Origin of the sequence: Hoeflea marina (assembly GCF_003182275.1) — a bacterium.
Classification (GTDB): domain Bacteria; phylum Pseudomonadota; class Alphaproteobacteria; order Rhizobiales; family Rhizobiaceae; genus Hoeflea; species Hoeflea marina.
Genome location: NZ_QGTR01000001.1, coordinates 898,012 through 912,118, shown reverse-complemented (window position 1 = coordinate 912,118; position 14,107 = coordinate 898,012). Strand labels below are relative to the sequence as shown.

Annotated in this window: 5 protein-coding genes; 4 read left to right on the top strand and 1 reads right to left on the bottom strand. The window is 66.1% G+C overall.

All coding sequences use genetic code 11. The features are described 5' to 3' along the window. The first annotated feature begins 54 nt into the window (after positions 1-54). The 3 genes from DFR52_RS04070 to DFR52_RS04060 all read left to right on the top strand — a co-directional run bounded on the left by DFR52_RS04070 (position 55) and on the right by DFR52_RS04060 (position 11,918). Entirely contained in the window at positions 55-10,251 is a 10,197-nt protein-coding gene (locus DFR52_RS04070; protein ID WP_210205755.1) for a VCBS domain-containing protein, read from the top strand. A 43-nt stretch (positions 10,252-10,294) separates the two neighbouring features. After that, positions 10,295-11,455: a type 1 periplasmic-binding domain-containing protein gene (locus tag DFR52_RS04065; RefSeq protein WP_110030601.1), complete on the top strand. Its 1,161-nt coding sequence runs from the start codon at positions 10,295-10,297 to the stop codon at positions 11,453-11,455. A gap of 61 nt (positions 11,456-11,516) precedes the next feature. After that, the gene (locus tag DFR52_RS04060; RefSeq protein WP_245415179.1) at positions 11,517-11,918 is read left to right on the top strand and encodes a DUF1294 domain-containing protein; all 402 of its coding nucleotides are present in this window, start codon (positions 11,517-11,519) and stop codon (positions 11,916-11,918) included. A gap of 45 nt (positions 11,919-11,963) precedes the next feature. Here DFR52_RS04060 and DFR52_RS04055 read toward each other — a convergent pair whose 3' ends face one another. Next, the gene (locus DFR52_RS04055; RefSeq protein ID WP_110030600.1) at positions 11,964-13,022 is read right to left on the bottom strand and encodes an AI-2E family transporter; all 1,059 of its coding nucleotides are present in this window, start codon (positions 13,020-13,022) and stop codon (positions 11,964-11,966) included. Between the two features lie 304 nt (positions 13,023-13,326). On the opposite strand from DFR52_RS04055, the gene DFR52_RS04050 reads away from it, so the two are divergent. Next, the gene (locus DFR52_RS04050) at positions 13,327-14,094 is read left to right on the top strand and encodes an SDR family oxidoreductase (protein ID WP_110030599.1); all 768 of its coding nucleotides are present in this window, start codon (positions 13,327-13,329) and stop codon (positions 14,092-14,094) included. Positions 14,095-14,107 lie beyond the last annotated feature (13 nt).

The window sequence follows — 14,107 nt, the reverse complement described above, 5'->3', positions numbered from 1 at the left end:
CCGGTCGTCGACACGGCCGACGTCACCGGGGCGGTCACCGAACCGGTGACGCCTGTGGGCGACCTCACCGACAGCGGCACGATCGGCTTCTCCGATGTCGATCTCAGCGACACGCATTCCGTCGATCCGCTCATCGTGGCCTCCGAGGGCGCGCTCGGCGCGCTGACGGCGAGCGTGACGACGGACACTTCGAACGGTCTCGGCGGCGTGATCTCCTGGGACTATTCGGTGGCGGCGTCTGCGGTCGAGTATCTGGCCGAAGGCGAGACCAGGGTCGAGAGCTTCACGCTGACGCTCGACGACGGTCATGGTGGCACGGTCGAGCGCACGGTGAATGTCACCATCACTGGCACCAACGATGCGCCGGTCGTCGACACGGCCGACGTCACCGGGGCGGTCACCGAACCGGTGACGCCTGTGGGCGACCTCACCGACAGCGGCACGATCGGCTTCTCCGATGTCGATCTCAGCGACACGCATTCCGTCGATCCGCTGATTGTCGCCTCCGAAGATGCGCTCGGCGCGCTGACGGCGAGCGTGACGACGGACACTTCGAACGGTCTCGGCGGCGTGATTTCCTGGGACTATTCGGTGGCGGCGTCGGCGGTCGAGTATCTGGCCAAGGACGAGACCAGGGTCGAGAGCTTCACGCTGACGCTCGACGACGGTCATGGTGGCACCATCGAGCGCACGGTGACAGTCACCATCACAGGCACCAACGATGCCCCGGTTGTCGACACGGCCGACGTCACCGGCGCGGTCACCGAACTGGTGACGCCGGCGGGTGATCTGACCGACAGCGGCACGATCGGCTTCTCCGATGTCGATCTCAGCGACACGCATTCCGTCGATCCGCTGATCGTGGCCTCCGAGGGCGCGCTGGGGACGCTGACGGCGAGCGTGACGACGGACACTTCGAACGGTCTCGGCGGCGTGATTTCCTGGGACTATTCGGTGGCGGCGTCTGCGGTCGAGTATCTGGCCAAGGGCGAGACCAAGGTCGAGAGCTTCACGCTGACGCTCGACGACGGCCATGGCGGCACGGTCGAGCGCACGGTGAATGTCACCATCACCGGCACCAACGATGCACCGGTGATCGAGGCTGGCAGCGGCACGATCACCGAGTTCAGCGACCGGACGCTGTCGCTTGCGGCCAACAGCCTCACCGGCACGCTGCAGTTCACCGATGCCGACCTCGGCGATGTCGGCCATTCGGCCACCGTGGTTTTGGTCAGCCGATCGGGCGAGACCGACGGCCTGCCGGACTCGAGCACGCTCAAGTCGTGGCTGTCGATCCAGGGCGTCGACAAGGCGGCCGGCAGTGACTCGGGCACGATCGACTGGCGCTTCAGCGCCGCGGATGCGCGCTTCGACTATCTCGCCAAGGGCGAGACAGTGACGCTGAGCTACACGGTGCGGCTCAATGACGGCGATGGCGGCGTCACCGACCAGGTGGTCGACATCACCGTGGTCGGCACCAACGACGCGCCGGTGTTTGTGGCGGGTGCGCTCAGGCTCGACATCGAGGCCTTCAACACCTCCGGTTCCGAGGCGCCGCACACCCATTCGGGCAGTCTGCTGTTTGCCGACGCCGATCGCGACGATGTCGGCCACACGGCGAGCGTCGCCTACAGCGGCGCAACGGGCACCGTCTCCGGGCTCGATGCGAGCCTGGTGGTCGATGCGCTTTCGCTTGGCACGGTGAGCAAGGCGCTCAACGCGCAGTCGGGCAGCGTGGGGTGGAGCTATGCGGCGGCCGACAAGGCATTCGACTATCTGGCTGCGGGCGAGCAGGTGACGCTTACCTACACCGTCACGCTCAACGACAATGAGGGCGAGGCCAACTCCACCGACACCACCACCATCACCGTGGTGGTCGTCGGCACCAATGACCGGCCGGACATCTTCGTCGGCTCAGGCGACAGCGCGACAGCCAGCCTTGCCGAGGATACGGATTCCGTCGGCGGCACGGTGGCGAGCGGCGCGCTTGCGGGGGTTGCCTCCGGCACGCTGTCGGTGCTCGATCTCGATCTCTCCAACACGGTCAGCGCGTCGGTCGCGGGCGTCTCGGTCAGCGGTGTGACGGCCGGTCTCGGCGGCGTCGATGTCGGCTCGCTCATGACCTTGTCGGCAGGTCCTGCAGTGGCGGCGGGGTCAGCCACGGGCAGCGTCGGCTGGAGCTTCACCGGCAGCGAGCCGCAGTTCGACTATCTGGCCGAAGGCGAGACGGTCACGCTCGCCTACGCCATAAAGGTCACCGACAACACAGGCGCCAGCGACACCCAGATCGTGACGGTCACCATCACCGGTCAAAACGACACGCCGCTGGTGGAGACCGGCGACGTGACAGGCGCGGTCACCGAACCAGGGACGCCGTCGGGCGATCTTACGGACAGCGGCACGATCGGTTTCTCCGATGTCGATCTCAGCGACAGGCATTCGATCGACCCCTTCATCGTCGCCTCGGACGGCACGCTCGGCATGCTGACTGCCAGCGTGACGACCGACACGTCGGGCGGCACCGGCGGTGTCATCACCTGGGACTACATCGTCGCGGCCTCCGCGGTGGACTATCTGGCCGAGGGCGAGACGAAGGTGGAGAAGTTCACCCTGACGCTCGACGACGGCCATGGCGGCACGGTGGAGCGCGTGGTCGAAGTCACCATCACCGGCACCAACGACGCGCCGGTGATCGGCGGCGAGCCGGGTGAGGCCAGCTTCACGGAAGGCGGTCCGGCGCAGGCCGTGTTCGCCGACATCACCGTCGCCGACGTGGACGACACCATGCTCGAGGGCGCAAGCGTCGTCATCAGCGGGCATTTTGTCGCCGGCCAGGATCTGCTCGGCTTCACGGTCGTCGGCAACATCACCGGCAGCTACGACGCATCGACCGGTATCCTGACACTGAGCGGCACCGACACGCTTGCCCATTACCAGGAAGTCCTGGGCTCGATCACCTATTCCAACAGCTCCGGCAATCCCGACACCATGCCGCGGATCATCAGCTTCAGCGTCAACGACGGTGACAGCGACAGCGCGCCGGTCTTAAGCACGGTGCAGGTCGTGGGCCTCGCCGCGACGCTCGATCTCGATGCCAACGACAGCTCGGGCCAGACCGGCGCTGACCATCAGGCCAGTTACGGGATCGGCACCGCCGGTGTTGCGATCGCCGACAGCGATACGGTCATCAGCCAGACAGAAACGATTACGTCCGCCAAGGTGACGCTGACCAATGCGCAGGCCGGCGACCATCTGAGCGTCGGCACGCTGCCGGCGACGGTCTTCGCCAGCATCGTCACCGCCGCGGGGCAGATCACGGTCACGTTGAGCGGCACGGCTTCTGCTGCCGATTACCAGGCAGCCATCGAAGCTGTGAAGTTCTACAACAGCTCGGCCACTCCGGACGGCGCCGACCGCATCGTCACTGTGGTGCTCGACGACGGACAGGCGAGCTCCAACGTCGCCACATCGACCATCCACATGGTCGACGTGACGCCGCCTCCGGCCCCAGTGATCACCAGCATCGAGAACGATGCCGGCAGACCGGTGCAGCAAACCAACGACACCACTCCGCATGTCAAAGGCCAGGCGGAGGCGTATTCGACCGTCACGATCTATGCCAACGGCAACGAGATCGGTCATACATCGGCCGATGGAGACGGAAACTGGTCCTTCGACGTGACCAGCCCGCTGGGTGACGCCACATATCTGTTTACCGCAAAGGCCACCGATGGCTCGGGCAACAACGGCGCCAGCTCCCCGACCCGGGTGCTCATCGTTGATACCGTTGCCCCCGGGGCCCCCAGCATTCTCAGCGTTGCCGACAATGTCGGTTCGATCCAGGGCGCCTTGGCCGACGGGGCATCGAGCGACGACACCCAGCTCGTCGTGCGTGTCAGCCTGACGGGCACCGGCGTGCATGCGGGCGAGATCGTGCAGCTTTACAACGGCACCACCGCGTTGGGCTCGTCGGTGGTGGTGCAGGTGTCGCACATCATGGCCGGCTATATCGACGTGACCACGCCGACCTTGAGCAATGGCGCCGCCTATGATCTGCGCGCAGGCCTGATGGACGTTGCCGGAAACGCCAGCGCGCTGTCGTCCGCCGGCGCCCACGATGTCAGCATCGACACTGTCGCTCCGACGGTGACGATTGCCAGCGACGATGTCTCGCTGACCGCCGGCGAGGTGGCGCATCTGACTTTCACGCTGAGCGAGGCGTCGTCCAACTTCACCGCAGGCAACGTTGCGGTGAGCGGCGGCGTGCTGAGCAATTTCACGGTGGTGGATTCGACACACTACACTGCCGACTTCACGCCGGCGGCAAACAGCACCGCAGGCGCCACGGTCAATGTGGCCGCGGGGGCTTTCACCGATGCGGCCGGCAACGCCAGCACGCCGGCGACGCAGTTGCAGATGAGCGTCGATACCGTGCCCCAGAACCAGGCGCCGGTGGTCATCTCCGGCCCGAGTTCGGGTGCCGTGACCGAAGACATGTCGCTCACGACGCCCTATGGCGAGCTGATCGTGAATGGCAGCTTCGAAGGTGCTGATCCTGCCGTGAGGCTTTCCGGGTGGACGAGCAGCAACATCATCCTGATCGGGACGCCGCACAGCGGGGGCAATGCCGCCGCCGTCTATCAGGGCTCGGGCACGCTGGCGCAGACGCTGCAGACCGTGGCAGGCGCCACCTACCGGATCCAGTTCTGGGCCAGCAACCCCTTTGACGCGGGCGGCGAAGTGGAGCGGCTCGCCGTCAACTGGGGCGGCCAGACGGTCTTTGCACAGGGCAATGTGCCGGCTTCGGGGGGCTATGCCAATTACAGCCTCTACAGCTTCGAAGTGGTTGCGACGTCGACCAGCACCCAGTTCAGCATCGACCTGCAGGATTCGGCCGGGTACTACGTACTCGACGATGTCTCGGTGGCGGCGACCGTCATGCCGGGACTTGAGCGGGCCGCCGGATCGATCACCTTCACCGACGCCAATCTCGGCGACAGTCACGTGGTGACCACGGAAGCGGTGGGCAGCGGCTATCTCGGGACCTTCACCGCCTCGCTGGTCGACCTCGCGACAGGCGACGGCACGGGCAAGGTCAACTGGACATTCCTGGTCAACGATGACCAGTTGCAGCATCTGGGCGCCGGCGAGAGCCTGACGCAGACCTACACGGTGAGCATCGATGACGGCCATGGCGGCGTGACGACACAGGATGTCGACATCGTCATCAACGGCATCAACGACGCGCCGGTGCTGCATGTCGATGCCGCCACGGGAGATCTCACCAAGAGCCACGACCTCGACATCGGCTCGCGCGCCAAGGCCATGGTTCTCGATGGGCAGTTCGTGCTCCATGCCGATCCAGAAGTCACAAATTCCGGCACCACACCGCATGTTTCCATACAGGCCGTCGGCAACGGCACGATGGACTACTACAAGTTTACGGTGACGCAGGCGGGCGCTACTGCAACCTTCGACATCGACCATACCAGCAGCGGGTTCGACAGCCATATCCATCTCTACAACTCGGCAGGCGTGTGGATTGCGGACAACGATGACAGCCTGACTCCGGAGACCTCCGCAGAAGGAGGCGGCAATGGTCTCGATTCCTACCTGACCTACACGTTCAGCCAGGCGGGCACCTATTATATTGCGGTTCGCTCATACAGCAGCGCCTATGTTCCGGACGGCGCAAGCTACGAGCTGCAGGTTACATTGCAGAATGCGGTGTCCGCAGTCACCGGCATTCCGCTTGATGCAGTCAACGAGGACGCAGGCGCGCCGGTTGGCGCTGTGGGCACGCTAGTGTCCAAGCTTGTCGACCTTGATGGCAATGGCGGCCATGACAATGTCAGCGATGCCGATCAGGGCGCGATAACCGGAATTGCCGTTACGGCCACAAATTCCGCCCACGGCACGTGGTGGTACTCGGTTGACGACGGCGCGCACTGGCAGGCAGTGGGCAGCGTTTCCAACAGCCAGGCGCTGCTGCTGGGGGATGACGCGCGGCTCTATTTCGAGGCCGAGGCCAACTGGAACGGCACCATGCCTGACGCAATAAGCTACCGTGCATGGGACCAGTCGAGCGGCATTGAGGGCAGCAAGGCCGATACGTCCGTCAATGGTGGAAGCACTGCTTTTTCCACGAGTTCGGCGACGTCGCCCATCACTGTCACCGACGTGCCGGAGATCCCGCTGCCGCCGGTGGCAAACGACGATGTGCTCTCCTTCGGTGCGCCGGCGGGGTCGGGGTGGGTTCTGAACGCGGCCAACGGCCATTACTACAAGATCGTGGCCGGCAACTTCTCCTGGGCGCAGGCCGATGCGGCTGCGCAGTCAGAGGGCGGATATCTCGCCACCATCACCGCGCAGCAGGAGGACAACTTCATCCAGCAGACTGCAGAGGGACCGGACGGTTTCCTTGCACAATATCTCTGGCTTGGCGGATCCGACAGCACCGCGGAAGGACAGTGGCGCTGGGTCGCCGGTCCCGAAGCCAATACCGGTTTCTGGAGCGGATCGATCAATGGCACCGCCACGGGCTATGCCAACTGGGGCACGGGCGAACCCAACGACTGGGGCACCGGGGAAGACTACCTGATGAAGGCTGTCGTTTTCGGGGGGCAATGGAACGATGCGACAGGCGACGCGGCCGCCAATGGCGAAGTCGCGGATTATGTCGGCTATGTCATAGAGCATAATGGCGGGAGCGGCGACGGCAGCGTGTCCGAGGACGCCGTGACGACGTTCAGCACCGCCCTGCTGCTTGCCAACGACACCGACGGCAATGACGACACCCTCGTCGTGACCTCGGTCGGCACCGCCGGCAACAGCGCCAGCGGCGCCACGGTTACGCTCAACAATGACGGCACGATCAGCTACGATCCGACCTCGGTGGCTGCGATCCAGGCCCTGGGCAACGGCCAGACGCTGACGGACACATTCCAGTACACGGTCAGCGACGGAAATGGCGGCGTCGACACCGCGACAGTCAGCATCGTCATCCGGGGCGCCGACGAGCCGGTCAACCAGGCTCCGGTGGCACGCGCCGAACCCTATGCGGTGGGACGCGGCTATTCGTTCACCAATGCGGATGCCAGCTACGGCAACCAGATTATCGCGCTGCCGTCCGATCTGTTCTCCGATCCCGACGGCAACCCGCTGGTGTGGTCGGCAAACCTGCCTTCCGTCAACTGGTCGTTCGACAGCTCAACGCGGCAGCTGACATTCCAGAACAATGTGCCGACGGGCATCTATGACATCACCATCAGCGCGTCCGACGGACATGCGACCGCCTCGCAGGTGATCAAGGTCTGGGTCGCCGGCTCCACGGGAACGTCCTCGACCGCCAACGGCAACGCCAACCACCTGATCGGGGCCAACAATGGCGCTGACACGATCAATGCCGGCGGCGGTGACGACTTCGTCAATAGCCGCGGCGGCAACGACACCGTCAACGGCGGCGCCGGCAACGACGTCATCTACGGCGGCGACGGCAACGACACGTTGCACGGCGACGGCGACAACGACTACGTAAACGGCGAGGGCGGCAATGATTTCCTCTATGGCGATGCCGGAAATGACTGGCTCGATGGCGGCACCGGCAACGATCAGCTGGACGGCGGCACCGGCAACGACACGCTCATCGGCGGCGCGGGGGTCGACATTCTGATCGGCGGCGAGGGCAACGACACTCTCTTCGGCGGAGCCGGCGCGGACACGTTCCGCTTTGCCGAGTTCGGCGCAGCCAATGTCGACCGCATCGGTGATTTCACGGTCGGCGAGGACAGGATAGACTTGTCGTCGCTGCTCGACCCGGCGCTCGGAGCGGGGGCCATACCGGCGGGCCAACTGCCGAGCTATGTGCGAATTCTCGACAAGGGTGCAGACGCGCTGCTGCAGGTCGACACGACGGGCACCGGCAATTTCAAGGATGTAGCGGTGCTCACCGGCCACGGCACGGTCGGCGAGCAGATCGACGTGTATTTCGACGGGGTCAGCCATTCGATCGGGATCATCGACGGCACCAGCGAACTGGTGGCCAATCCCGACCGGCTTTATTCGCCGATGGCGCCCGGGGGTCTCGGCTGGGTGTTCAACTCCGCCAACGGACACTATTACAAGTTCGTCGCCGGCGACTACAGTTTCGACCAGGCGGTCAGCGGCGCGGCATCCCAGGCGAGCGGCGCGTATCTGGCCACCATCACCGATGCCGCGGAAGCCGATTTCATTGCCGGCATGAACCGGCAGGGGACCGTGACGCTGTGGGGCGGGGCAAGCGATGCGACGACCGAGGGCGTCTGGCGCTGGGTGACGGGACCGGAAGCAGGCCAGCTTGTCGGCAGCTACCAGCCATGGCTTGCCGGCGAGCCGAACAACTACAACAATGAAGAGAACTACGTTGAGGTCTATATGCCCGGTTCGGCTGCTCCGGGTTGGAACGACCTGGCCGCCTACGAAACCTCGCCCTATGTCGCCGAGTGGACACCCGCCGGGCCGAATGAAGACAGCGTGAAAATTTTTGTCAGCGAAATGCTGACGTCGAACGATTACCAGGCCGAATGGGGGACGCTGCCGGACATCACCGGCGTCGGCGGCATCAGCGCCAAGGGAGCGACGGTTTCGCTCGCCTATGACAACTCCTACCATCTCTGGATGGTGAGCTATGATCCGACGCAGGCGGCTGCATTGCAGGCGCTGAACGCGGGTGAAGTCTCGACCGACACATTCACCTACACCATCACCGACGGGGCGGGCGGGACAGCGATGTCGACCGCGACAATCACGGTGATCGGCGTCAACGACGCGGCCAGCATCACCGGACCCTATACCGGCTCGGTGACGGAAGACGGAACCCTGACCACGGGCGGCACGCTGACCGTCAACGACGTCGATAGTGGTCAGAACGTCTTCCAGGCGCCGGCGTCATTGGCCGGCACCTACGGCACCTTCAGCTTCAATTCCACAACCGGCGTCTGGGGCTATACGCTGTCGAATGCCGCGGGCAATGTCCAGGCGCTCAACACGGGCGAGACCCGGCACGATCAGCTGACCGTCACCAGCTTTGACGGTACTGCCAGCAGGGTGATCGACGTGACCATCAACGGCTCGAACGAGGTGAATGCGCCGATCACAGTCAGCGACACGGCCAGCGCTTCTGGCCGCTATGCGATTTCGAAGAACTCGTCCTCGCCCTCGACCGTCAACTTCAATGCCGCCTCGCTTTTCGGCGGCGGCAGCGGCCCGTTGACCTACAGCTACCAGCTGCTGAGCGCTCCGGCGAATGCCGGATGGCTCGGCATCAACAACGGCACCATCTCCGGCAACCCCAACAACAGCCAGGCTGGGAACTATTTCTACCGGGTGACGGCGACCGACGGCATCTCGACCATGGCCACATTGATCGCGCTGACTGTGCTGCCCGATGATGGGTACAATCAGGAGACGGTGAGCGGCAACGGCAGCGCCGGAACGCTTTTTTCCCGAAGCGACAATTACCATGACGTGGTGACCTTCACCGGTGCCAATCCCAGCACCTTGGCCAATGCAGGTAGCGGCATCGACGTGCTGATCGGCCAGTCCGGCGTAAATCTAATGAATGGCGGCAGCGGCGACGATGCCCTGTACGGCATGGGCGGAGGCGATACGCTTGCCGGCGGCGCGGGCAACGATTTCATCGACGGCGGCGCTGGCAACGACATTCTCTATGGCGGCGCCAGCACGGAAAATTCCACATCGAGCGGCGACGACGCGCTGGTGGGCGGCAGCGGCATCGACATGCTCTTTGGCGGCGACGGGTTCGACATCCTTTCGGGCGGCACCGGCGATGATACTCTCTATGGCGAAGCTGATGCCGACATCCTCTACGGCGATGCGGGCAACGACTTTCTTTATGGCGGCTCCGGCAATGACATCCTCTACGGCGGGGCGGGCTTCGACACGCTGAACGGAGGCGCCGGCGCCGACCGCTTCGTCTTCGATGCAACAGCGCTCGCCGATGCCAGCCTGTCGATCAAGGACCTGATCACCGACTACAATGGCGGACAGGGCGATGTGATCGACCTTTCGGCGCTGCTGCCCGCCAATGCCTTCGAGAGTTCCGCCGACTTTGTGCGCCTGAGCGGCTCCACGCTGCAGGTGGACATCGACGGCGGCGGCGACAGCTTCGTCGACATCGCCAGTTTCCAGACCGCGCCGCCGGTCAACACCCTGACAATCGTGCTCGATGACACCCACAATGTCGTGCTGTGACCCAGTGCGAGCGATGGAGTGGACCGCCGGAGGAACATCGGTCATGGGCCGGCTGAGACCGATCCTCATCGCCATGGCCTGCGCCGCGCTCGCGGCCTGCCAGGCGGCGGGCCCCGGGGATGTCCTCGCCGTGCAGGACGCGGGCAATGCGGCGCGGAGCACGCCCAGTGTGCAATCCATCGGCTCAGGACCGATCCGCATCGCGCTGATCCTCTCGCGCCCTGCCTCCGAGGATCCGGCGGTCAACGTCAGCGACGTGCGCGACGGCGCGGCGCTGGCGCTCGATGATCTGGGCGGCGGCAAGTTCTCGCTCACCGTGTTCGAGGGGGCGGACAGCGCGACGCAGGTGGAGGCCCAGGCCCGGGCCGCGCAGGCCGCAGGCGCGCGTCTGATCGTCGGCCCGGTGGGCAGCGACCACGGTCGGGCCGTGGCGGCGCTCGACGCCGCGCAGCGGCCGCCCGTGCTCGCGCTCGCCCGCAATGGCGCCATCGCCGCCGCCGGCGTCTGGACGCTTTATTCCGATGCCGTCGACAGCGCGCTTGAGGGCGCGCGGGCGGCCATTGCCGCGCGGCAGACGGACTTTGTCATCATCCACCCCCGGAGCCAGCCGGCCGGGGATCTGGCGCGGCTGCAGCGTGGCATCGCCGCCCTTTCGGGCAAGGTGCTGGCGCTTGCGCCCTATCCTGACGGCGCCGCGGCCGGCGTTCTGGAGGCGCTCCTCAGCCACAAGCCCGCCTTCGCGGTGGCGCAGGCGGCGATCGTGCTCGGGCGAACCGAGGCCGCCGGATCCGTCATCGACACGCTGGCCGCCGGCCGGCTCGGCAATGCGGTGGCCACGGCAATTGCCACGACGGACCTCCCGCAGGCAATGTATGCGCGGCCGTCGGCGCAGGGCCTGATCGTGGCGCGGCCGGCGCCGATGGCGGCGGGCGTGATCGACAGCCGCTTTGCGGCGCGCTTCCACCGTTCCCCAAGCCGGGATGCCGGCATCGGCTATGACACCGTGGCGATTGCCGCGGCGTTGCTCGGGGCAGGCGGCGACGGGGCGATCACGGCGGCCGCGCTGCAATCGCCCAGGGGCTTCCGCGCGCTCACCGGGCTGTTCCGGTTCCGTGCCGACGGCAGCATCGAGCGGCGGCACATCGTTTACCGGATCGAGAACGGCAGCCTGCAGCCGCTGCAGGAGGAAGGCGCCGGCTTCTGAGCCGACCTCGGGGGCCGCTGCGGGCAGGGCGCGGCAACGGCCTTTCTTCGGTTGCGACCCCATGACATCGGACCGCTCGCATGCGACAGCTGAGCCCGGCGCGGGCATCCGCGCGAATGGCGCGTACGCCTGTTGCAGACGCCGTGATATGAAGGAATGGTGCGGCATGCTTTTCGGTGTTGTGGCTTATGGCCTGGCGGTCAACCTGACGGGGCTGGGCCTCTTCGGCTGGGACAAGCGTTGCGCCCGGCGCGGTGAACGGCGGGTGCCGGAGCGGCGGCTGTTGACGGTTGCCGCACTCGGCGGCTCGCCGGCCATGCTGCTCGGCCGCTCGCTTTTCCGTCACAAGACGCGCAAGCAGCCGTTCAGTACCCGGCTCCATGTCATCGTCGGGCTGCAGCTCGTGGCCGCCCTCGGCGCGATCCTGCTCGCCGTCAGATCTGGGGCGCCGCTTCTGTCGTGAGGCCGGGCGGGGTCACGGCCGCAAGCGCGGCACGGGCGAGTGGGCTCAGCCAAGCCCCTCCGGCGGGTCGCCCTCCAGATAGGCCTTGACGTAGAGGTCGTCGGTGAGCCGGATCGCCAGCGCCGCCAGTGGCGTGGCGAGCGCCAGGCCGATGAGCCCGAAAAGCGAACCGAACACGAGCTGCGCGGAGATGACCAGCAGCGGCGGCAGCGACACGCGTTGTTGCTGGATGATGGGCGTGATCACATAGCTTTCGAGCGTCTGCACTGCGAGATACACGCCGAGCACCAGAAGCAGGGTGTGAGAGCCCTGCGGCAGGGCGAGCAGCAGCCCCGGCACCGCGGCGATCACCGGGCCGAGATTGGGGATGAAGGCAAGCAGGCCCGCGATCAGGCCGAGCACCAGGGCGAGAGGAATGCCGACGAACCAGAGCCCGACCCCGGTTAGAACGCCGACCACCGTCATGGCGATGAGTTTGGCCATAAGCCACTGCTGCAGCGTCGCGACCGAGCGCGACAGCACCTCGCCGACCCGGGGCCGAAGGGAGGGAGCGAACAGCGCCAGACATCCGCGGCGGTAGGTTCCCGGGTCGAGCGCCCCGTAGATGGCAATGAAGATGACAATGACGGTGTTGCCGACATAGCCGAAGGCAGACGTCACCGCCGAGGTGGCGGCGCCTCGCGATGCGAACTGCTCCAGGTCCTGCGAGCCGATCCGGTCGATGAGGGTTTCGGCCCAGGCATAGTCTTCGGCGCGCTTGCGGATGACGTCCAAGGAACTCGGGATCTGCCGCCACAATGCGTCGATCTGGGTCGAGATCGAGGGCGCGAGCGCCATGCCGGCGAGAGTGACGGCGGCGATCGCCGCCACCAGGAACAGCGCTACGCCCCAGACCGGCGGAATCCGCAGCGCGTGGGCGACGCCGCCGCCGCAGGTCCGCAGCAGCACCGCCAGCAGCAGCCCCGCGAAGATCAGCAACAGCGTGCCGGGCAACAGGATCAGCAAGAGAGCCAGCGTGACGACGACGACGCCGACGGAAATCCGGCGGCGGTTGGTCGGGCTTCCGGGGTCCCAGCGCTGCGTTCTTTCGGGTGCTTCAGTCATGGTCAACCTTGCTCAATCGCGCAGAGCAGTGCGGCATTCCCTGCCGGCCAGCTTCCGGCCGCATGCCCGCATGGGCCACCTGGAGCATTTCCAGACCAAGTGAATTTCACTTCGTCGCAGGAAATGCGCCAGATCAAGAACGATTGCGGTGAATCTGGTCTCCATACCCCAACCGCCTCGGCCGCGGATCGTTCCAGTCAATCGGCTCCGGCCGCCGCGCGCCGCACCGGGGCTTGCCTTGGGCCGCGGCCTCTGCTCTGGCTTGAGGGCGGCAATGAAGCCGCGTCCGCAGGGAGGACAGTCGATGAGCACGGATCTTTTCAGTCTAGCCGGCAGGCGGGCGCTGGTGACTGGGTCGTCGCAGGGCATCGGCCTGGCGCTGGCGCGCGGCCTGATGCAGGCGGGCGCCGAAATCGTGCTCAACGGCCGCGACGGGGGCAAGCTCGAGGTCGCCGCAGCCCAGTTGCGCGACGAGGGCGGCCGGGTCGACCGGCTGGTGTTCGACGTTACCGACCACGACGCGGTGCGCGCGGCGGTGGACGGGCTCGAGGCCGGCACCGGGCCGATCGACATCCTGGTCAACAATGCGGGCATGCAGCACCGCGCCCCGCTCGAGGATTTTCCCGCCGACGCCTTCGAGAGGCTCATGCAGACCAATGTGGCGAGCGTGTTTCATGTCGGCCAGGCGGTGGCGCGCCACATGATCGGCCGCGGCGCCGGCAAGATCGTCAACATCTGCTCGGTGCAGACGGCGCTGGCGCGGCCGGGAATCGCGGCCTACACCGCGACCAAGGGCGCGGTGGCGAACCTGACCAAGGGCATGGCGACCGACTGGGCCCGGCACGGCCTGCAGTGCAACGGACTGGCGCCGGGCTATTTCGACACGCCGCTCAACGCCGCGCTGGTCAAGGATCCGGACTTCAGCGCCTGGCTGGCGAAACGAACCCCCGCCGGCCGCTGGGGCCGGGTCGAGGAACTGGTCGGCGCCTGCATCTTCCTCTCCTCGGAGGCCTCGTCCTTCGTCAACGGCACCGTGCTCTATGTCGACGGCGGCATCACCGCGTCGCTGTGACGTGTCGGTCGGG